The organism is Yinghuangia sp. YIM S09857, assembly GCF_051388915.1.
Taxonomy (GTDB): domain Bacteria; phylum Actinomycetota; class Actinomycetes; order Streptomycetales; family Streptomycetaceae; genus Yinghuangia.
The window spans coordinates 257,951-278,552 of the sequence record NZ_JBPKBH010000012.1; the positions used below are offsets into that span (position 1 = coordinate 257,951).

The 20,602-nt window shown below is 74.9% G+C and carries 11 protein-coding genes and 1 pseudogene; 5 read left to right on the top strand and 7 right to left on the bottom strand.

Annotated features, from left to right (window positions below; all coding sequences use genetic code 11):
- Positions 1-149: 149 nt before the first annotated feature.
- Positions 150-875 (top strand): hypothetical protein, encoded by a 726-nt coding sequence (locus ACRX5S_RS25345; protein ID WP_436775389.1) that lies wholly within the window; start codon positions 150-152, stop codon positions 873-875.
- 90 nt (positions 876-965) lie between these two features.
- Here the strand turns inward: ACRX5S_RS25345 and ACRX5S_RS25350 are convergent, their stop codons facing one another.
- Entirely contained in the window at positions 966-1,181 is a 216-nt protein-coding gene (locus ACRX5S_RS25350) for a hypothetical protein (RefSeq protein ID WP_436775390.1), read from the bottom strand.
- A 257-nt stretch (positions 1,182-1,438) separates the two neighbouring features.
- On the opposite strand from ACRX5S_RS25350, the gene ACRX5S_RS25355 reads away from it, so the two are divergent.
- From ACRX5S_RS25355 to ACRX5S_RS25365, 3 genes are all read left to right on the top strand, one after another.
- Positions 1,439-1,789, top strand: coding sequence for a hypothetical protein (locus ACRX5S_RS25355; protein WP_436775391.1), 351 nt, complete (start codon positions 1,439-1,441; stop codon positions 1,787-1,789).
- Between the two features lie 283 nt (positions 1,790-2,072).
- Positions 2,073-4,493 carry a protein kinase domain-containing protein gene (locus ACRX5S_RS25360; RefSeq protein ID WP_436775392.1) on the top strand — a complete coding sequence of 807 codons (2,421 nt, stop codon included), beginning with the start codon at positions 2,073-2,075 and terminating at the stop codon, positions 4,491-4,493.
- Between the two features lie 112 nt (positions 4,494-4,605).
- Complete coding sequence (locus tag ACRX5S_RS25365; RefSeq protein ID WP_436775393.1) at positions 4,606-5,361, top strand: uracil-DNA glycosylase; 756 nt, start codon at positions 4,606-4,608, stop codon at positions 5,359-5,361.
- A 37-nt stretch (positions 5,362-5,398) separates the two neighbouring features.
- On the opposite strand, the gene ACRX5S_RS25370 is transcribed toward ACRX5S_RS25365, so the two are convergent.
- The 6 genes and pseudogenes from ACRX5S_RS25370 to ACRX5S_RS25395 form a co-directional block, all read right to left on the bottom strand.
- Positions 5,399-6,196: a DUF4389 domain-containing protein gene (locus ACRX5S_RS25370; RefSeq protein WP_436775408.1), complete on the bottom strand. Its 798-nt coding sequence runs from the start codon at positions 6,194-6,196 to the stop codon at positions 5,399-5,401.
- A 145-nt stretch (positions 6,197-6,341) separates the two neighbouring features.
- A pseudogene (locus tag ACRX5S_RS25375) lies at positions 6,342-6,599 on the bottom strand (choice-of-anchor I domain-containing protein); the annotation flags it as partial.
- 52 nt (positions 6,600-6,651) lie between these two features.
- On the bottom strand, positions 6,652-7,914 hold the full coding sequence (locus tag ACRX5S_RS25380; RefSeq protein ID WP_436775394.1) for an amidohydrolase family protein: 1,263 nt from the start codon (positions 7,912-7,914) through the stop codon (positions 6,652-6,654).
- Complete coding sequence (locus tag ACRX5S_RS25385) at positions 7,908-8,960, bottom strand: CoA transferase (RefSeq protein WP_436775395.1); 1,053 nt, start codon at positions 8,958-8,960, stop codon at positions 7,908-7,910. The genes ACRX5S_RS25380 and ACRX5S_RS25385 overlap by 7 nt, the downstream gene beginning before the upstream one ends.
- 50 nt (positions 8,961-9,010) lie before the next feature.
- On the bottom strand, positions 9,011-10,627 hold the full coding sequence (locus ACRX5S_RS25390) for a (2,3-dihydroxybenzoyl)adenylate synthase (protein WP_436775409.1): 1,617 nt from the start codon (positions 10,625-10,627) through the stop codon (positions 9,011-9,013).
- Positions 10,628-10,805: 178 nt separating this feature from the next.
- A complete protein-coding gene (locus tag ACRX5S_RS25395) occupies positions 10,806-14,390 on the bottom strand; it encodes an amino acid adenylation domain-containing protein (protein ID WP_436775396.1) in 3,585 nt (1,194 codons plus the stop codon).
- 219 nt (positions 14,391-14,609) lie between these two features.
- Here ACRX5S_RS25395 and ACRX5S_RS25400 point away from each other — a divergent pair.
- Positions 14,610-20,602 (top strand): amino acid adenylation domain-containing protein (locus ACRX5S_RS25400; protein ID WP_436775397.1); only part of this gene is annotated, 5,993 nt, incomplete at its 3' end.

Genomic DNA, 20,602 nt, shown 5'->3' on the forward strand with positions numbered 1-20,602 from the left:
CGAGTCCCGACCGGCGCCGCCCCGGCACGGCGTCCCCGCCGCCTGACGGCGCGGGGCCGGGATAGTCATACCGGGTCGCTTCAGCGGCCGTGCAACAACTCGTCGGTAGGGTTTCGCGTCGTTCCGATCGCGATGTGGGGAGCCTGCCGATGAGTTCGACGACGCGCCTGGGCAAGATGAAGCGGCTTGCCGCCGCGCTGCTGCTGACCGCCGGGGTGACGCTCGCCGCGGGCGGGGCGCACCCGGCCGCCGCGGGGCCCGCGTACGGCTGCGCGGCGGACGCCTCCCCCGGGCACACCCGCACCGAACTGCCCGACGCGGAGATCTTCGCGACCGACAACACCGCGGTCATCACCGACCCCGCCGATCCGCGGCTGGACGCCCGCCTGCTCGGCTTCGCCTGCGAAGTACGCGCCCTCATCTGGGCACACGGCGCCGACCCCGAGCAATCCTCGCTGCTGGACGGCGTGTTCTGGTCCGCCGACCTCCAGGCCGCCACCTACGAGCGGTCGCGCACCTTCGACATCGAGGACGTCACTCCCGGGCAACTGCACGCCATCGCGGACACCGTCCGCAAGCGCTTCCGGCAGGAGTCCGTCCTGACCTTCGACTACCTGCCCGCCACCGCGCCGGGCGCCACGGCGGTCGAGGTGGAACTGCCCGGCGTCGACGTCACCTGCCTGCACGGCGGCCTCCTCGCCGACCCCGAGGCCCGCGACGTCCTGTACGGCGGCTCGGTCACCGTGCGCGGCAGCAAGCTCATCCTGATCGCCGACCGCGCCGATCTCGCGGTCGTCGAGCGCTTCGCCACCACCCTCGGCACGGACTGGTCCGCTGCCGAGATCCACTACGGTGCCCGGGAGTTCGTCGGCTGACCGGAATCGGTTCGGGCGGTCGCGCGGGGATGGCGCGCGACCGCCGTCACCGTCGGGGGTACGCGTCGGTGGATGCCAATCGCGGTGGGGCTAGACCGTGTCCGGATCCGGTCTGGTGGTGGGGTCCGGGTGCCAGTCGGCCGTCGAGTGCAACTCGCCGTCCGCCGTGGTGGCGGCGGGGGCGGGTATGGGTCCCGTGAACAGACGGTGCCACACGGGTGGATCGGCCCGCCGGGTGACGTCGGCGGGGCGCTCGCCCGCGTATCCGCCGAGGGGGCCGGTGTCGAGAGGGGGGCGTGTCGTCATGCGCGAAGTCTGGTCGAGACACCGTCAGTTCGCGAAATCCGCGCGGGTGTTCCGCCCCGGTCTCCGCAGTCATGAGCAAAGTCGCCCCGACTCGTGGGAGTTGGCCGAGATTGGCGCCGTGTGGCCGGTTCCCGGGCCCCGTTGGGGCCGCGGCAGCGGACGTTGACCGAAGGTGCCCGCGCGGGGAGTCCGGTAGCGTGCCGGGCCGACAGCCGACCGAGTTGCCCGTACCCGAACACGCACCCGAGGAGTCGACGATGGCACCTTCGCTGGACGGCCGGACGTTCGCCCCGCGCGGCCGCCCCGAGCAGGGCGAGGTCGACGCCTCGACTCTGTTCCGGTACCACGAGGCGGACGGGCGGGTGTGGGCCGACTACGCGGGCGGCGAGATCGTCCGCGGACACCTGATCGGCACGCGCGACGCGGACACCATGGAGTTCCGGTACGTGCAACTCAACCGCGACGGCAAGACCTCGTCCGGCCACTGCGTCACCCGCATCAGCGAACTCCCGGACGGCCGCCTGCACCTGGCCGAGACGTGGGAGTGGGAGTCGCGGCCCGGGCAGGGGACGAGCGAGGTGGAAGAGGTCGCGGCGCAGGCGGCCTGAGCGGGAAGGCGGAGCCGCGTCGCGTGCGAACACGAAGCCGCGCAGCGCGGGCCGCCCACGGGCCCGCCTGGCCGCGCGGCGCGGGTGGGCTCAACCTCGTGGCCTCCGCCGGATAGCCTCGTCGTCCGAGTTCCGCGCCGTCCGGGGTCCGCCGGCACGTTGCGCCGCGTCGTTCGAACGGCCCGTGCGGGTGTCCGAGGCGGCGCGGCGGCCCGTACCGGCCCCTGCGACGCGGCCCCTGCCCGGCCGTGCCCACGGCGGCCCGGCCCTGAGAAGGAGTTGTGTGCGGCCCCTCACGGCAGAGGATCCCGACCGGATCGGCGCCTTCCGTCTCGCCGCCGTGCTCGGCGAAGGGGGCATGGGCCGGGTCTATCTCGCGCATTCGCCGGACGGCGTCGCCGCGGCGGTCAAGCGGATCCGCGGCGGTGTCGCCGACGACCCCGACTTCCGCGCCCGGTTTCGCCGCGAGGTCGAGGCCGTGCGCGCGGTCCGGGGGCGCTTCACCGCGGCCCTGCTCGACGCCGGTCCTGACGACGAACTGCCCTGGATGGCCACCGAATACGTCCCTGGTCCCCCGCTGGACGCCGCGGTGCGCGAGCACGGGCCGTTCCCGGCCTCCGCCGTCCTCGTCCTGGCCGAGGGCCTGGCCCGCGCCCTCGTCGCCATCCACGGCGCCGGGCTCGTGCACCGCGACCTGAAGCCGTCCAACGTCCTGCTCACTGCCGACGGCCCGCAGGTCATCGATTTCGGCATCAGCCGTGCCGCCGGGGCCACGACGCTGACCTGGACCGGGCAGCTCGTCGGCTCCGCGGGCTACATGGCCCCCGAGCAGATCCGCGGCGAGCGCGTCGGCATCCCCGGCGACGTCTTCTCGCTCGGCGCCACGCTGGTGTTCGCGGCGCGCGGCACCGGTCCGTTCGGGCGTGCAGAGGCCATGGAGACGCTCATCATGCGCACCCTGACCGAGGACCCGGACCTCACCGGCGTTCCCGCGGATGTGGCCGCACTCGCGAACGCCTGCCTGGCCAAGGACCCGCGGCAGCGCCCCGACCCGCGCCGGGTGCTGGACGATCTGGCCGGACGCGTGCCCACGGCCCCCACCGCGACCGGCTGGCTCCCGGAAGAGGTCGGCACCACCCTCGACCGCTACACCGCACCCCCGGTCCCCGAAGCCGCGACCTGGACCGCACGGCGCCGCCTGTCGGACGGCAGCGGCAGCGGCACCGGCCCCGAGAGCCCCTCAGACGACTCAGCCACCGGCGGCAACGGCAACGCCGACACCGCGCGCCCGACCGAACCCGCCCACTCCCGCCGCAGATTCCTCTGGGCCCTCGGCGCCGCCGCCCTCACCGCGGGCGCCGGCATCGCCGCCGTCCCACTCGTCCGCGCCCTCGGGTCCGACGACTCGCCCGCCGCCGGGACACCGGACGGGTCGACCCCCGCCGGTCCGTCCGCCCCGCGGCACCCCGGCGTCCCCCGCGAGCAGCCCCGCTGGTCGCACACCGGGCTCGCCACCGAACCGCAGTGCGGCCGCCTGGTGGTGTTCGATCCGGACGACATCGAGGGCACCCGCAGCACGCACTTCGTGGTCCCGGGCGTCGGCGGCGACCGGATGACGCGCCGGGTCGCGGCGGTCGCCGTACGCCTGAACGACGGCGCGGTCGCGTGGCGGGCCGACTTCCCCGCGAGCCAGGCGACCCCCACGGCACTCGGGCCGCTGCTGGACTCGCCTCCCGAGGCCCCCGGTGACCTCCTGCACCTCGGCCTGCCGATGGTCACGATCGACACCCGGACGGCGGCGGTGCAGACCGCGGCGCTCCCCTACGAAGCGGCGAAGCTGCCGCGCACCGGTCCTGTACGCACCGCCCCCGGCACCGAGTTCGCGGTCGCGAACCAGCAGGCCGGGCACACCGACACCGTCCTCGCGGTGCACGCCACCGCGTCCGCGAGCACCCTGGTCTTCTACGAGCCGATCGCGGACCAGGGCTGGGCGTACGGTCCCGGGCGCCGCCTCAACCAGCCGCGCGCGCTGCACGACTCCGAACTGGTGTTCCTCGCCGACAGCGCCGCGCAGCCGGTGTACGCCGTGTCGACCGACACCGGCAAACCCGTCTGGACGGCCGATCTGGGCGGCCCACAGAACGGCGCCGGGATCGTCAACGCGCTGCTCCGGGCGTACTTCCGGGAGAGCGAGGACTCGACCCTGCTCGTGGCCGCCGACCGCGTCTACGCCCTGGGCGCGTCCACCGGCGACGTCCGCTGGGCCTCCGAGCCGACCTCGGGCTACACCGCGCTCACCGTCATGGACGATCTGGTTTTCGCGGCGGCCGAGAACGGTCTGACGGCGTGGCAGCTCGGCACCGGCAAGCTGGTGTGGAACCACGCGCCCGACACCCCGACCGTGCCCGCGCTGGCGGCGGCGGCCGTCTGGGACGGGCGGATCTGGTTCGCCAACGGTTCGGCCCCGCACGAGCTGTACGGCCTGCAACCCGGCGGCGGACGGCTCGACCGGCTGATCGAACCCCCGGCCGCCGCGACACCGGGCGCCGGCCCGGCCGAGGACGCCCGGCCGGGCTGGAAGCTGCACAGCACCGGCGCGAACTTCATGGCGGCCGCGTACGGGCACGTGGTCATGGGCTTCCAGGGGCTGACCGTGGACGCCGACGGCGCGCCACTCGACCCGCACCCGCGCGACGCGGTCTGACGGGGCCACGTCCGTCCGACTCCGCCGTCGCCCGGCCCCCGGCAACTAGGCTGTCGGTCACGGCGCACCCGCAAACGCGTTCGGCTCCGTGACCGCACCGAGGAGACGGCACATGCAACTCCCCGAAGACGTCGCACCAGCGGCATCCACGGTTGCCGGGCTCGACGAGGCGCTGACGCACTGCCGGGCCTGCCCGCGCCTGGTCGCGTGGCGCGAGGAGGCCGCCCGGGTCAAACGCGCGGCCTTCGCGGACTGGGACTACTGGGGCCGCCCGGTCGCCGGTTTCGGCCCCGCGGACGCCCGGCTGCTGATCGTCGGCCTGGCCCCCGCCGCGCACGGCGGCAACCGCACCGGACGCATGTTCACCGGTGACCGCTCCGGCGACGTCCTGGTCCGCGCCCTCCACGACATCGGCCTGGCCTCGCAGCCGACGTCGGTCCGCCGCGACGACTGCCTTGAGCTGCTGGGCGTACGCTTCACCGCCCCGGTGCACTGCGCGCCGCCCGCCAACAAGCCGACCCCGGCGGAACGCGACACCTGCCGCCCCTGGCTGGTCCGCGAACTCCAGCTCATGCGGCCGACGTTGGGCGCGCTCGTGGTGCTCGGCGCGTTCGGCTGGCAGGCCCTGTTCCCGGCCGTGGCCGCGGCGGGCTGGGCGGTTCCGCGCCCGCGGCCGGTGTTCGGGCACGGCGTCCGCACGGACCTCCCTCCCGCGCCCTCCGCCCCCGCGAGCCTCCGCGCGCTTCCGGTGTTCGGCTGCTTCCACGTCAGTCAGCAGAACACCTTCACCGGACGGCTGACTCCGGCGATGCTGCGCGGCGTCCTCGCCGAGGCCGCGCGGGCGGCCGGGCTGACCACCACCGCCTGAACCGCTCCGACAGCCGTCCGGCGCCGGCGTCCGGCGTCTAGCGGAACGTCGAGGACCTCGACCAGCCGTCGTCGTCGTCCATCGACCAGTTGGCGCTGTTGGCTGCGACACTGCCGAGGCCCAGCACGATGAACACGCCGATCAGCACCTTCCCCGCGGTGCCGACCCGCAGTGGCCGGGTCGCCGAGCGCGCCGCGACGGAGGTCGAGCCCGCGGTGATCTCGTCCGGCCCCTTGCCCGCCTGTGCCGGAGCCGCGGCCGGAGCCGGTGTGGCGGACCACGCCGCCTCGGGCGCGTCGCCGAACAGGCGCTTGGGGTACGAGGACGCGAGCATCAGCGAGTACGCCCCCAGCCGCATCCGGTAGCGCAGGATCGCACTGGTGGCCTCGAACAGCGGTTCGGGCATGCGTCCCATGATCAGGACCACGAGCCACGAGATGAACGCGACCGACCACCACCCGGCCGACACGATCGCCTGGATGATCATCGCGGGGATCATCAGCAGGATGCGGAAGAACACGGCGAGCCGGTTGAGGTGCACGGGCGCGATGTCGATCCGGACCGGGTACCCCGGCACCTCGCCCAGCCGGAACGGCGGATAGCGGTCGGTCAGCAGCATCATGCTGGCGTTCACCCGCGTGTCGTAGCGCAGGAATCCGGTGAGGAACCCCCGGATGGGTGACGGCAGACGCCCCAGCACCAGGGCCGCGAACCACCCGACGATCGCGGTGATCACGGCGACGATCGAGAGCACCGCCAGGACGATGTACTGCGGGATCAGGAGCAGGAGGCGCAGGAACACCGTCCACCGGTTCTGGTGCTCCGGGAACGGCATGTCCAGCTCGGGCAACGGTTCGCCTGCGGATGTGGCCACACCTGGCTCCTCTGCGACACGGGGTTGCGGTGCCCGCGCGTTCCCGCGCCCGCCGGCCCCGACACACCACATACGCCCGTCCGGCCCAACAGCCCCGCCCGACCGACGCGAAGTTGCGGTCGTTGATGTACTGCACGTGCTCCGGGGCGTACGGGCTGGTGATGTCGTACACCATCACGCCGCCGACGCGCTCCAGTGCTGTGAAGGCGTACGTGCGGTCGCCGATCCGGCCGATCTCGACGGCCTCGGGCTCGGAGCCCTTGTCGTCGCTGCGGTTGTCGAAGGACCCGGGCGTGTTGCTCGCGTCGAAGTTCTGCGGATACGCGGGTCGAACCGGGCGACGTGACGGGTGCGGCGGGACAATGGGCGTGCCGGCCCGAGTAGTGCGTGCTCGAACACCTCGGTGCCGTACGGGACTACGCGTCGCCCGCGACCGCGCGTCCGCCGATGAAAGTCGCGCGGACCAGGTCGCCCGTCAGCGTCTCCGACGCTTCCCGCAGCGGCGTGTGCAGCAGACAGAAGTCGGCCGTGGAACCGACGTCCAGGCGCCGCGGGGTGCCCGGGGCGTCGGCCGCACCGGTGAACAGGCTCAGGGCGTCGGCGGGTTCGAGGGCTTCGGAGACGTCGTCGCGGCCCACCGCTGCGCGCATGGCCGCCCACGGGTTGAACCCGCCGAACGGGGCGTCCGTCCCCGCCGCCAGGGGTACGCCCGCCTCGGCGAGGGACCGGCAGCGGTACAGGTGTTCCCGGTCGTCCGGTGCGACGTCGGTGGCGTACTCGCGGCCGCGCTCGACCATGAAGTGCGGTTGCGTGACCACGGTCAGCCCGTGCCGGGCGATCCACGGGACCGTTTCGGCCGGGATCACCGAGCCGTGCTCGATCCGGTCCCCCGGCATCGCGCCGACCTCGTCGAGGGCCAGCAGCAGCACCAGCAGCTGGATGCGGGTGACGCAGTGCACGGCGACCGGACGCGGGCGCACCGCCCCGATGGTCGCGGCGAGTTCGGTCGGAGGGGGCAGGGTGGAATCGTCCAGCAGCATCTTCACCGGGCCGTCGATCCCCATGATGACGACGCGCTGTGGCAGCACCGCCAGCAGCTCGGACAACCCGGGCGCGGGGCTCGGGTCGGCGTTGGTGAGGCCGGTGACGCCCAGGGCCGCGGCGCGGCGCCCCAGTCCCGGCAGGTCCAGCGGCACCGGCGGGGTCCACGCGCGCAGCCGGGCGTCCTCGCGCCAGAAGCGGCCGTCGCCTTCGAGCCCGGCCGCGTGCAGGGCGGCGGTGTTCCAGACCCACAGCTCGCCGGTGCGGTGCTGGACGCGGACCGGGCGGTCGGAGACCAGGGCGTCCAGCGTCCACCGGTCCAGGTCCCCGGCGACGCTCTCGTGGTAGCCGACCGCGCGCACCCACTCCCCGGGCGGCCCGGCACGCAGGGCGGCGGCGAGGCCGGCGCGGTCGCCGACGTCGGCGGGGCCCACGCGTACCGACGCCGCCTGGGCCGCGAGCGCGGTCAAGTGGACGTGGTGGTCGTGCAGCCCGGGCAGCAGGGCGGCGCCTCGGCCGTCCACGTCGGCCGCGCCGGGCAGTTGCTCACCCACGGCGCCGATCTCGGCGATCCGGCCGCCGACGACGCGGACGTCCACGACGCCGGCACCCGCCAGCTCCACGCTCCGGATCAGCACGGCGACGGCGGGGTCGGTGCGGCGCCGTCGTCGGCCAAGGTGGCCGCGCAGTCCGCCATGGCAACGGACAGCAGGTGCCCGCCGCCTTCGGCGAGTGCCTGGACGGCGGCACGGGCCGCGAGGATCCCGGTGACGGGATCGGCGATCGCGTCCCCCACGAAGACCGGTCGGCCGTCGGAGTCCAGCCCGGTCAGCCCGCCCGCGACGGCGGCGTCGTCGCCGAACGCGACGCGGTCGTCCTCCCGGCCGTACCCGGTGATGCCGATCCACAGGCGTCCTGGGCGCGCGGCGAGAAACTCCTCGGCGACGACGCCGAGCCGCCGCAGCGCGCGGGGGCGCGACCCCTCGATGACCACGTCCGCCTCCGCGACGACCGCGGGCAGCGCGCCGGAGGCGAAGTCCACGACGCGGCTCGCGTGCCCGTCGTGCAGGCGCCGGTAGAACTCGGGGGAGCCGCGCCGTGCGCCGTCCGGCCGCGTGGTGCTCTCCACCTTGGTCACGCGCGCGCCGAGCTGCCCCAGCAGGCGCGCGCACAGCGGCCCCGCCCAGAGCGCGGACAGGTCGACGACGTGGAGGCCGGACAGCGGGCGGACGCGCGGCTCCCCGCGCCGCACCCCGACCACCGCCCGGCCGCCTTCGCGGACGGCCCCCAGGCGCGCGGCCGGGACGGAGAGCAACTGCGCGGCGGACGCGACCTGCTCCGCGGTCGACCGCCGGGCGGCCTCACGCAGCCCGGCGAGCGGGGGCGCGGAGTCGGGCACGTCCGTGCCGAGCACGGCGTACAGCGCGGGAAGCGCGGCGACGTCCTCGGGGCGGGCCAGGTTGACGGCGACCCAGCCGTCGGTGGTCGGGAGCAGGTGACACGAGCCGTTCGCCGAGGTCTGCGTCGGTTCGGGGTATCCGGCCAGCTCGGCGCGCAGGAACAACTCGGATGCCACGTCGACGGGCAGGCCGCCGACCCGCGTGAAGTCGCGCGCGACCGCCTCCAGCCGCCGGACGAACGGCTCGGCGGAGGCCACCCACGCACGGATACTCCTGCTTGCCACGCGGGAATGCTACGTGGTGATCGGCCCGCGCCCGCACCATCCGCCTCCCCTCAGCCCGTCGGCAGTTCCCCCGCCTTCTCCGCGAGGCTGCGCTTGTCGACCTTGCCTACCGGGGTGCGCGGGAACGCCGTGGCGATCCGGATCGTGTCCGGCGTCTTGTACGGCGCCAGGCCCGCCTCCGCGAGGAACGTCTTGAGCTCCGGCAGCGTCGGCGGGTCCGCCGGGTCCGCCGGAACCAGGACCGCGCAGACCCGTTCGCCCAGCACCGCGTCCGGCAGCGGGATCACCGCCGCCTGGCGGATCTTGGGGTGCGCGGCGAGGTGGTCCTCCAGCTCACCGGCCGGGACCCCTTCCCCACCGCGGTTCACGACCTCTTTGATCCGGCCCTCCACGACCAGGTGCCCGCTCGGAAGGCGCCGCACCAGGTCGCCGCTGCGGTAGAACCCGTCGGGCGTGAACGCGTTCGCGTTGTGGTCCGGCACGCGGTAGTAGCCGCGGATGGTGTACGGCCCGCGCGTCAGCAGCTCCCCCACCTCGCCCTCCGCCACCGGCGCCCCGTCGCCGTCCACGATCCGGACCTCGTCGTCCGGGCTCAGCGGGCGTCCCTGCGACTCGGCGACGATCTCGTCGGAGTCCCCGGTACGTGTGTAGTTGAGCAGCCCTTCGGCCATTCCGAACACCTGCTGGACACGGCAGTCCAGGGCCGGGGCCAGCTCTCGGGCCAGCGCCGCCGGCAGTCGCGCGCCGCCCACCTGGAGGAGGCGGAGCGACGAGCGGTCGCCCGGCTCCCACTCCCACATCTGGCTCCACAGGTCGGCGACCGGCGGCACGACGGCGGTGACGGTGACCTTCTCGCGTTCGATGTGGGCGAACGCCTGGTCCGGGCTCGGTCCCGGCGCCAGCACCGCGGTTCCGCCGACGCCCAGGATCCCGAGGATGCCCGGGCAGGCCAGCGGGAAGTTGTGCGCCGCGGGCAGCACCGCCATGTAGACGTCGTCCCCGGTCAGGTCGCAGACCTCGGCGCTGGCCCGCGCGTTGTAGGCGTAGTCGTCGTGGGTGCGTGGAATCAGCTTGGGCAGCCCGGTGGTTCCGCCCGACACCAGCAGCAGCGCGACGTCCTGGGGACGCGGTCCGGGCGGCAGCGCCCCCGGTTCGGCGTCGACGTCCGCGAGGGCGATCGCGTCCGGGCCCGGTTCACCGGCCACCACGACGTGCCGCAGCGACGGGACGCGGCCGCGCACCTCGCGGGCCAACTCCCGGTGGTCGAAGCCCGCGAGGGTGTCGGGGACGACGTACGCGACCGCCTCGGACAACTCCGCGAGATGCCCGATCTCGTGCGCGCGGTGTGCGGGCAGGCACAGTGCGGGCACCGCGCCGATCCGGGCGAGCGCGAACAGCACCACCACGAAGTCGGCGGTGTTGGGGAGTTGCACGACGACCCGGTCCCCGGCCCGCACGCCGAGCGCGGCGAACCCGGCGGCGGTGCGGTCGGCGCGGCGGTCGAGTTCGGCGTACGTGGTACGGCCGGACGCGTCGACGAGCGCGGTCCGCTCCGGCCATGCGGCGGCCCACGTGCGCAGCAGGGCGCCGAGCGTGTCGCCGCGCCAGTGGCCCGCGGCGCGGTGGCGTGCGGCGGCCTCGTCCGGCCAGGGTACGAAGCCGTCCAGGAATCCGCCGGGCGACTTCGCGTCCGGGGCGCCGAGTGCCGCGGCATCCGCGAAATGGCTTGCGGTATCGGTGGTTTCGTGGTTCTCGCCGGTGCTCGTGGGCACGGATCCGTCCTTCTCTGCCGTGGGACGTACGTGGACTGACTGCAATTCAGGCGGCCTCGACCGGGCGCGGCACCTACGCGGGGCTGTCGGACGCGAGCATCGCTTCGACCTCGTCGTCGGTGAGCGCGGATACCTGCAAATACAGCTCGGCGACCGCGGCGGTGCGGCCGGGCGTGTCCTCGTCCGCAACCACCCGGGCCGCGAGTGCCGCGACGGTGCGGTTCCCGAGGAGCGCGCGGACGGACAGCCCGTCGGTGTCGAGGGCTTCACGCAGGCGCCCCACCGCGGCCGTGGCCAGAACCGAGTCGCCGCCGAGGGCGAAGAAGTCGTCGTCGCGCCCGATCCGGGCCGGGGCGGTGCCCGCCCCGGCGAGGACGTCGCGCCACACCGCGGCGACCGCCTCCTCGACCGGCCCGCGCGGCGCGGCGTGCGCGGTGCCGCCGCGTCCCTGCTCCCAAAGCGCCGCCAGTCGGGCCCGGTCGGTTTTGCCGTTTCGGGTCAGCGGCATTTCGGCGAGCACCAGCACCTGTTCCGGGATCATGTGCGGGGGCAGCATGTCCCGTACGGCAGACAAGATCTGCTCCTCCGTCAGTTCCGCGGGCCCGACCACCGCCGCGGCCAGCGCGCGTCCGGGCGAGCCGACCACGCCGGCCACCGCCTGCCGGACGCCCGGCACGTCCGACAACGCGGCCTCGATCTCGCCGAGTTCGATGCGATAGCCGCGCAACTTGACCTGGTGGTCGCGGCGGCCCAGGAACTCCAGCGTGCCGTCGCCGAGGTAGCGCGCCAAGTCGCCGGTGCGGTACCAGCGTTCTCCGTCGTGCTCGACGAACCGGTCGGCGGTGCGCCCGGGGTCGCCGCGGTAGCCGAGGGCGACGCCTTCGCCGCCGATCCACAGCTCGCCTGGCACGTGGTCGGGCCGGTCCCGGCCGAGGACGTCGACCACCCGGCAGCGCACGTTCGCGAGCGGTCGGCCGTAGGGGACGGCCCGCCACCACGACGGCAGTTCGGCGCCCGGGGGGACCTCGTACACGGTGGAGTGGATGGCGGTCTCGGTGGTGCCGCCGAGTCCGACGAAGCGGCAGGCGGGTACCTGGGCGTGCAGCCGGACCGGGAGGTCGGCGGTGACCCAGTCGCCGCCGAGCAGGACCACGCGCAGGGTGTCGGGGAGGCGTTCGCCGCCCTGCTCCGGCCCCGGCCCGGCACTCTGATCCGCCCCCTGCTCGGCGGCCGTGAGGAGCATGGCGAGCAGCGCCGGGACGCAGTTGAGCACGCTGATCCGGTGCTCGCGCAACTGCCGCAGCCACTCGGACGGTTCGTGCCGGTCGTCGGCATCGGGCACGACGACGGCTCCGCCCACGGCGAGCGGGGCGAAGATGTCGAAGACCGAGAGGTCGAAGTCGAGCGCCGACAGCGCGAGCGTGCGGTCCGACGGGCCGAGTGCGTAGCGTCCGATGAGGTCGTCGATGGTGTTCACGGCGGCGCTGTGCGGGACTTCGACGCCCTTGGGCTCGCCGGTGGAGCCGGAGGTGAAGAGGATGTACGCCGCCGCCCGCGCGTCGCTCGGCACGGGTGCCGCCAAAGCGTCGGCGTGCTTGGCCGCTTCGTCCAGCGCGAGCGCTTCCGCGTGCGGGGACGCGCCCGAGGCGCCGTCGCCGTCGAGGACGAGCCGTGCCCCCGCCGTCGCGTGGATGCGGGCACGCCGGGACGCGGGCTGCTCGACGCCGACCGGGACGTACGCGGCACCGGCCGCCAACACCCCCAGCACCGCGAGGATTTGCTCCGGGCCCTTGGGCAGGGTCACGGCCACCGTGTCCCCGGGGCGCACCCCGCGCGCCCCCAGTGCGGCGGCGACCCGGAGCGCCCGGTCGGCGAGTTCCGCGTACGTCCAGCGCACGTCGGGCCCGGCGACCACCGCGACGGTGTCCGGGCGGGAGCGTGCGAGGGCAAAGAACCGGTCGTGCAGCCGGTAGGAACCACGCGGCGCCGCGGTGGCGTTGGCGCGTTCGCGCACCCGGCGCTGCGCGGCGGGCAGCAGGTCGCCGACCGGCCGGTCCCAGTCGGCGTCCTCGGTGCCGAGGCGGGTGACCAGTTCGCGGTACGCCTCGAACATCGCGTCGGCGACGCCCGCGGCGAAGAGTTCCTCGCGGATGTCCCAGTTGACGAGCAGGCCCCCGCGCACCTCGGTGACCTGGGCGTCCAGAAGGACCTGCGGGCCCTGCGAGATGATCCACTCGGGCTCGCCGAAGAGGCCGCGCACGTCCTCGGCGAACAACTCGCCGAGGTTCAGGGCGCTGGTGTAGACGATGGGCGCGACGACCTGGCCGCCGCGGGCGCGCGCGAGGTCGCGCAGCACGTCGAGGCCGGACCGGTCCGCGTGGGCGGCGTCCTCGTGCAGGCGGGCCTGGATGCCGCGGGCGGTGTCGAGGAACGACGCCGGCGCTCCCAGGTCGGTGTCGAGCAGCACCGATCCGGTGAAGTCCCCGACCAGGAGCGGGACATCGGGGTGCAGCTCCTCGCGGTCGAACAGCGGAAGGTTCAGCAGGAAGTGCGGCTCGGCACTCCACGCGGCCAGGACGTGAGCGAAGGCCGCGGCGAGGGCCATGGCCGGGGTGACGGACCGCTCGTGCGCGCGCGTGAGCCAGCGGTTCTTGTCCTCGGGGCTCAGCCACAGATGGCGCCGGGTCACGCGGGTCGGGTCGCCGCGTTCGGCCTCGGCGCGCAGCGGGAGGTCGGGGGCGCCGGGCAGGTCGGCGAGGCGGGAGTCCCAGTGGGCACGGCCGCGTTCGGCCGCCGCGGCGCGCAACTTCGGACGGTCGGCGAGGTATGCGCGGTGGTCGTACTCCAACGGCGGGAGTTCACGGCCGGGTTCGGTGTAGATCCGGGCGAGGTCGGCGAGGAGGATGCGGAAACTGAGCGCGTCGGCGGCGACCATGTCCACGTCCACGTGCAGGCGCGTGGCCCCGTCGGGGAGCAGGGTGAGTCGTACGTCGAAGACGCGACCCGCCTCGATGTCGAGCATCTGGTGCGAACACGCGTCGCGGATGGCGTCCAGCCGCTCGGCGACGTGCGGCGCCGGCAGGTCGCGCAGGTCCTCGACGGTGAGCAGCGGGCCGACGGCCTCGGGCAGGACCTGCTGGCGTCCGTCCGGCGTGATGCGGGTGCGCAGCGCGGGGTGCCGGGCGGCCAGGGTGCGGACGGCCGCCTCCAGGCGCTCGGGGTCGAGCGGCGCTGCGCCGCCTGGACGGTCGAACTCGGTGTAGAGGTGGGCCGCGACTCCGCCGAGGACCTGGTCGTCGCCGCGCCCGACCCAGTAGGCGTGCTGCATGGCGGCGAGCGGGAAGGGTTCGGAAGGGTCGGCTGCCTCGGCGGCAGTCTCGGGGGCCTCCCCGGCGACGGCCTCGGCGGCCTCCCCGGCAGCCTCCTCGGGTGCCGTCGCGGCGGCCAGCAGTTCGGCCCAGGCGGCGATCGTCGGCCGCTCGGCGAGTTCGGCGAAGGTTATCTCCGCCCCGCGACGCCGCCAGCCGCCCGCCAGCCTCATGAGTCTGAGCGAGTCGAGCCCGTGCTGGATGAGGTTGCCGTCGACGGGCACCGATTCCGGCTCGCATTCCAGGAGCCGGCCCACCTCGCGGCGCACGTCCTCGACGCTCCAGTGCACGTTCTTCCCCTTCCGCCCGGCGTACGTCCGCCCCGTGGGCGTGGGTTGACACCCCCGACGGGCGTCACAAATATAGGGTAGGCAAACCTAACTAAGGCAAGCTCCCAGACCGTTTCCCGTCGCTTCCGAGCGGCGGGCCCGGCGCGCCCAGGAGGCGGCACGTTGCGACAGGGACCCTCCATGCCGGGCGGCGATTCAGCCGACCGCCGCCGGGAATTGATGAAGCGTCTGCTGGCCGGGGCGGGCCTCGCCGGGGGCGCCGGGGGCGGGATCCCGGTCCGCGACCGGTCGGTCCGCGCGCCGCTGTCCCACACGCAGCACAGCCTGTGGCTGCACCACCAGGCACACCCGCACAGCACCTCCTACAACGGCTGCCTCGTCATCGAGCTGGCCGGCCCGCTGGACACCGCGGCGCTGCGGACCGCTCTGCGCGGCCTGGCCGTACGCCACGAACTCCTGCGCACCGTCCACCGGATCGACGACGACGGTATGCCCCGCCAGGTGCCGGCCGAAGCACCGCAGGCGGACATCCCTCTGCGCGACCTCTCCGCGCTCCCGGCCGCCGAGCACCGCGAGGCGGCGGATGCGGCGGCCGTGGCCCTGGCGTCCCGGCCCTTCGACCTCGCCCACGACCACCCGGCCCGTTGGGAACTGCTGCGGTTCGGACCGGAGTCGCACGCCCTGGTCCAGGTCGTCCACCACATCGCGTGGGACGGCGGCACCTGGGGCGTGCTGTCCCGCGACCTGGCCGCGCTCTACCGGGCGGCGGTCGACGGCACGCCCGCGCCGGAAGCGCCCGAGGTCCAGTACGCGGACTTCGCCGCCTGGCAGCGGTCCCGCCCGGCCGCGGATCCCGAAGGCGTGGCGTTCTGGCGCGACCGGCTCAAGTCCCTTGCCGAGCCCGCCGAACTGCCCGCGGACGGCCGGCGTCCCCCGGTGGGCGACGAGCGCGGCGGCCGCCGGGTCCGCAGCTTGTCCCCCGAACTCGCGGACCGACTGGCGGCGTTCGCGGCCGCCGAGGGAACGACCGCGTTCACCGCGGCCCTTGCCGGGTTCGCCGCCGTATTGCGTCGCTGCACCGGCTCGGACGACCTGCCCATCGGCACGCTCACCATGGACCGCGGACGCCCGGAGGCGGCCCGCCTCATCGGCAACTTCGGCAACACCGTGGTCCTGCGCTGCGATGTGTCGGAACCACCGGGCCGGCGCGCCGCCCTGACCTTCCGTCAGCTCGTGGCCCGGACCGCCGAGACGTGCCAGTCCTCCTTCGCGCACCAGGACGTGCCGTTCGACGAGGTCCTGGACGCGGTGCGCCCGCACCGCAGCCCCGGCCGCACGCCGCTGTTCGACGTCATGTTCGGCCTGCTCGCGCACGAGCTGACGGAGCTGGACCTGCCCGGAGTGACCGCCACGTGGCGGCACATCCACAACGGCACCACGCAGTTCGACCTGGCACTGGAGTGCTTCCTGCGGCCGGGCTCGCTGGTCGTGGAGGCGACGTATCGCGCGGGCTTGCTCACCGCCGAGAGCGTCGACACCCTCCTCGCGTACTTCGAGGCCACCTTGGCGGCCGCCGTCGAGGCTCCGGACACACCGCTGACCCTGCTCGGCGACGTCGTCGCGCCCGAGCAGCCCGCGGCCACCCCGGTCCCGCCGGGCGGCGTCGCGGCACTGCTCGACCGACAGATCGCGGAGACGCCGGACGCCACCGCCGTGATCGCCGAACGCACACTGACCTACGGCCAGTTGGGGGAACGGGCGGCCGAGATCGGCGATGCCGTAAGCACCGCCCTGGCCGACGCGACGGGCGCCGAACCGGGCGAGGCCACCCACTCCGGGACGCTCCCGCCCCGCGAGCCCGTGGTCGCGCTGGCACTCACCCGCTCCGCCGACCTCCCCGCGGCCCTGCTGGCCGTCCTCCGGGCCGGGGCCGCGTATCTCCCGCTGGATCTCAACCAGCCGCGCGACCGCGTCGCGCTCATGCTCGGCGACGCACGGCCCGAAGTGGTGCTGTGCGACGCGGCGACCCCGTCCGACCTGCCGGTTCCGCCCGGGACCCGGCTGGTGCGCATCGACACCGGGCAAACGGCCGCCGCCCCCACCGGGCCGGACACGACGGCGGGGCTCACCGCCCCTGCGACCACGCACGAACCCGCCTCCGAGTCCACCGAGACCGCCCCGACGACCGCCGCCGTCTCCCCCGACAGCGCCGCCTACGTCGTCTTCACCTCCGGCTCGACCGGCCGTCCCAAGGCCGTTGTGGGCACACACGCCGCACTCGCCAACCGCCTGTGGTGGGGCCGGGAGGCAGGCGGTCCGCGCATCCGCGTGGCCAAGAGCGCCCTCACGTTCATCGACGGCAGCACCGAACTCCTGGGCGGCCTCGCGGCCGGGGACACCGTCGTCCTCGCCGACGACGCAACCGCCGCCGACCCGCGGCGGCTCGCCGACCTGGTCGACGCGCACGGCGTGCAGGTCGTCACCGTGGTCCCCAGTCTGCTCGCGACCCTGCTCGACACCGCCGCGCCCGGCTCGCTCGCGTCCGTCACCACCTGGATCTCCTCGGGAGAAGCGCTTCCGGCGCCCCTCGCGGACGCGGTCGCCGCCCGGTGGCCGCAGGCCCGGATCCTCAACCTGTACGGCTGCTCCGAGGCCGCGGGCGACAGCCTCGCCCACCCCCGCGGCGCCGCCGGACCGGTGGCGATCGGGCGTCCCATCGCCAACACCCGTGCGTACGTGCTCGATTCCGACCTGCGACCGGTGCCGGACGGCGTGCCGGGCGACCTCTACCTCGCGGGAACCGGGCTCGCCCGCGGCTACCTGGGACGCCCCGGCGAGACCGCCGAGCGTTTCGTCCCCGACCTCTTCGGGGAACCCGGCGACCGCATGTACCGCACCGGGGACCGGGTCCGCCGTGACGCCGCGGGCGACCTGTGGTTCCTGGGCCGCGCCGACCACCAGGTGAAGATCCGCGGCATCCGGGTCGAGCCGGGCGAGGTCGAGGCCCGACTGCTCGGACTCCCGGGCGTGGCCCGCGCGGTGGTGACGCCCGTGACGGGCGGGGACGGCGCCCGGGCCCTTGCCGCCTACCTGGTCCCGGCCGACGGGGCCGACCTGGACACCGCGTCCGTACGCGCCGCCCTGACCGCCTCCCTGCCGGCCGCGCTCGTCCCGGCCTCGTTCTCCGTTCTCGGCGAACTCCCGCTCAACGCCAGCGGCAAGGTCGACCGCGCCGCACTCCCCCGACCCCGGCCCGCCGCCGACGACCGGCCCACCGGACGCGCCGCCGCGGACGACCGCGAGGCCGCCGTCTGCGCCCTGTTCGCCGAACTGCTCGGTCTGCCGGGCGTCGGCGCCGACGACGACTTCTTCGCCCTCGGCGGCCATTCCCTCCTGGCCGCGCGCCTGGCCAACCGGCTGGGGTCCGCGCTCGACGTCGAGATATCGCTCGCCGACGTGTTCCGCGCACCGACCCCGGAAGGGCTGGCCGCCGTGGCGGCCGAGGCGGGGGCCGCACGTCCGCGCGTGCGGGGCACGGCGGTTCCGGGCGTGGTCCCGGCGTCGTTCGCGCAGGCCGGGCTGTGGCTGGAGGAGCAACTGCGCGGACCGTCGGCCGCGTACCACCTGCCGCTGGCGCTGGAGTTGACCGGCACCGTGGACGCGGCCGCGCTGCGGGCCGCGATCGGCGATGTCGTCGGCCGCCACGAGGCGTTGCGCACGCTGCTGGCCGCCGCCGACCACGCGGACTGGCCCGCGCAGCACGTGCTCAGCCCGGCCCAGGCCGCGGCACGGCTGCGCTGCGATGTCGTGGACCTGGGCGAGGCCCCGCCCGCGCGGGTGGCCGCGGACGTCGCCGCGGCGGTGGCGCGCCCGTTCGACCTGGCCGCCGATCTCCCGTTCCGAGCGGCCGTGTTCACGACCGGCGAGAGCACCCACCTGGTCCTGACGCTGCATCACACCGCGGCCGACCGGTGGTCCTACGGCCCCCTCCTGGCGGACCTCACCGCCGCGTACGCCGCCCGCACCGCCGGAACGCGGCCCGCCGAACTCGCAGGCGCCGCGACGCCGCCCGTCACCTACTCGGCCTACTCGGTCTGGCAACGCGACCTGCTGGGCAGCCGGAGCTCGGCGCCGACGGCCCTGGCGGCACGTCAGCTCGATTACTGGAACGAGCAGTTGGCCGGTCTGCCCGAGGAGGCCGCGCTGCCGACCGACCGGCCCCGACCGACGGAACCGTCGCTGCGCGGCGGCACCGCGGAGACGCTGCTGCCCGCGGAACTCATCGCCGCCCTGCGGGCCCTCGCCCGGGCCCACGACACCGGCCTGGCCACCGTGCTGCACACCGGCGTGGCCGCCCTGCTCCACCGGGTCGGCGGAGGCGACGACATCGCCATGGGCGTCCCGGTCGCGGGCCGCACCGACGAGGATCTGCACGACGTCGTCGGCTTGTTCGTGAACACCGTCGTCCTGCGCGCGGATCTGGCCGACGGGCCTTCCTTCGGGACGCTGCTCGACCAGGTCCGGGACCGCTCGCGCGCGGCGTTCGCACAGGCCGACGTGCCGTTCGCGTGGGTCGTGGACCGGCTCGCCCCCACCCGCCTGCTGGGCCGCCACCCGGTGTTCCAGGTCTCGGTGGCACACCACCGCGCCGAGGAGATCTCGTTCGCGCTGCCAGGCGTCGCGGCGGAGGCGTATCTGCCGCCGACCGGTGCCGCCATGTTCGACCTCGACCTGCGGTTCGTCGAGACCTCCGACGCGGGTGTGCGCGTCCAGGCGGGGTATGCCGCCGACCTGTTCGACCACGCCACCGTCGCGTCCCTGCTGGACCGGCTCGCGCGCCTGCTCGGCCACGCCGCGAAGGCCGCGCACACCCGCGTGGCCGACCTGGGCGTGCTCGACGCGGACGAGCACGCGGCCCTCGTCGGCGCGCCCGTCCCCCGCCAGGTGCCCGCCACACGGGTGGACGAGCGGATCGCCGCACAGGCGCACGCGACGCCCGACGCGGTCGCGCTCGTCGGATGGGACGGCACCGCCGTCACCTATCGCGAACTCCTCGACCACGCCGAGCGCTTGGCCACCGTGCTGCGCAACTCCGGTGCCCGGCCGGGGGCGGTGGTCGCCGTCGCCCTGCCCCGGTCCGTCGACCTGGTGGCCGCGCTCCTCGGGGTGCTGCGCAGCGGCGCGGCCTACCTGCCGCTGGACCCCGAGTATCCGGACGCCCGCCTGCGTGAGATGGCGACCGACGCCGATGCGGTGTGCGTCCTGGCCACCGCAGCGGACGCCGAGCGGTTCCACGGGACCGGTGTCCCGGTGCTCGGTCTCGACACGCCCGACGTCCGGGACGCCCTTGCCTCGGCCCTGCCCGGGCGCGCCGCACCGGCTGCCGACGGCGCGACGCCGGCCCCGACGGCCCTGGGGGACGCCGCGTACGTCCTCTACACCTCCGGATCCACCGGGCGTCCCAAGGGCGTCGTGGTGTCACACCGTGCGCTGGGGAACCAACTCGCCTGGGTGCAGGACGCGTTCCCGCTCTCGTCCGACGACCGCTTCCTGCACAAGGCTCCGGCCGGGTTCGACGTCGCGATCTGGGAGACGTTCTGGCCGCTGGCGGCCGGGGCCACCGTGGTCGTCGCCGAGGCGGGCGGGCAGCGCGACGGCGGGTACCTCGCTCGCCTGGTCCGCGAACAGGGCGTCACGGCGGCGCACTTCGTTCCGCCGATGCTCGACGCCTTCCTGGAGTCGTGGCCCGCGGCCGCCCAAATAGGCGCAAACGCGGACGCAGAAGCGGGCGCAGACGCGGGCGCCGACTCCCCAGCCGTTGCTGTTGCCGCGGCCGGGCTGCGCCTGCTCCTCTGCGGCGGCGAGAGCCTGCCGCCCGCGACCGCCGACCGGGCGGCGGCGGTCCTGGGCGTGCGTCCGCACAACACCTACGGCCCGACCGAGGCCGCCGTCACGGCCACCGCGTGGACCTCCGAGAGCGGCGACGGACGGAGTGTGCCCATCGGGCACCCGGCGTGGAACACCGGCGTGCTGGTCCTCGACCGCCGTCTGGCCCCGGTCCCGCCCGGGGTGCCGGGCGAGCTGTACCTGACCGGCGCGCAGCTCGCGGACGGATACCTCGGACGCCCCGGCCTCACCGGTGCGCACTTCGTCCCGGCGCCGTACGGCCCGCCCGGCACCCGCATGTACCGCACGGGCGACCTGGGGGGGGG

Coding starts and splice junctions, on each gene's coding strand:
- ACRX5S_RS25345 (WP_436775389.1), top strand. CDS start 150: ATGAGTTCGACGACGCGCCTGGGCAAGATGAAGCGGCTTGCCGCCGCG.
- ACRX5S_RS25365 (WP_436775393.1), top strand. CDS start 4,606: ATGCAACTCCCCGAAGACGTCGCACCAGCGGCATCCACGGTTGCCGGG.
- ACRX5S_RS25370 (WP_436775408.1), bottom strand. CDS start 6,196: ATGCCGTTCCCGGAGCACCAGAACCGGTGGACGGTGTTCCTGCGCCTC.
- ACRX5S_RS25350 (WP_436775390.1), bottom strand. CDS start 1,181: ATGACGACACGCCCCCCTCTCGACACCGGCCCCCTCGGCGGATACGCG.
- ACRX5S_RS25355 (WP_436775391.1), top strand. CDS start 1,439: ATGGCACCTTCGCTGGACGGCCGGACGTTCGCCCCGCGCGGCCGCCCC.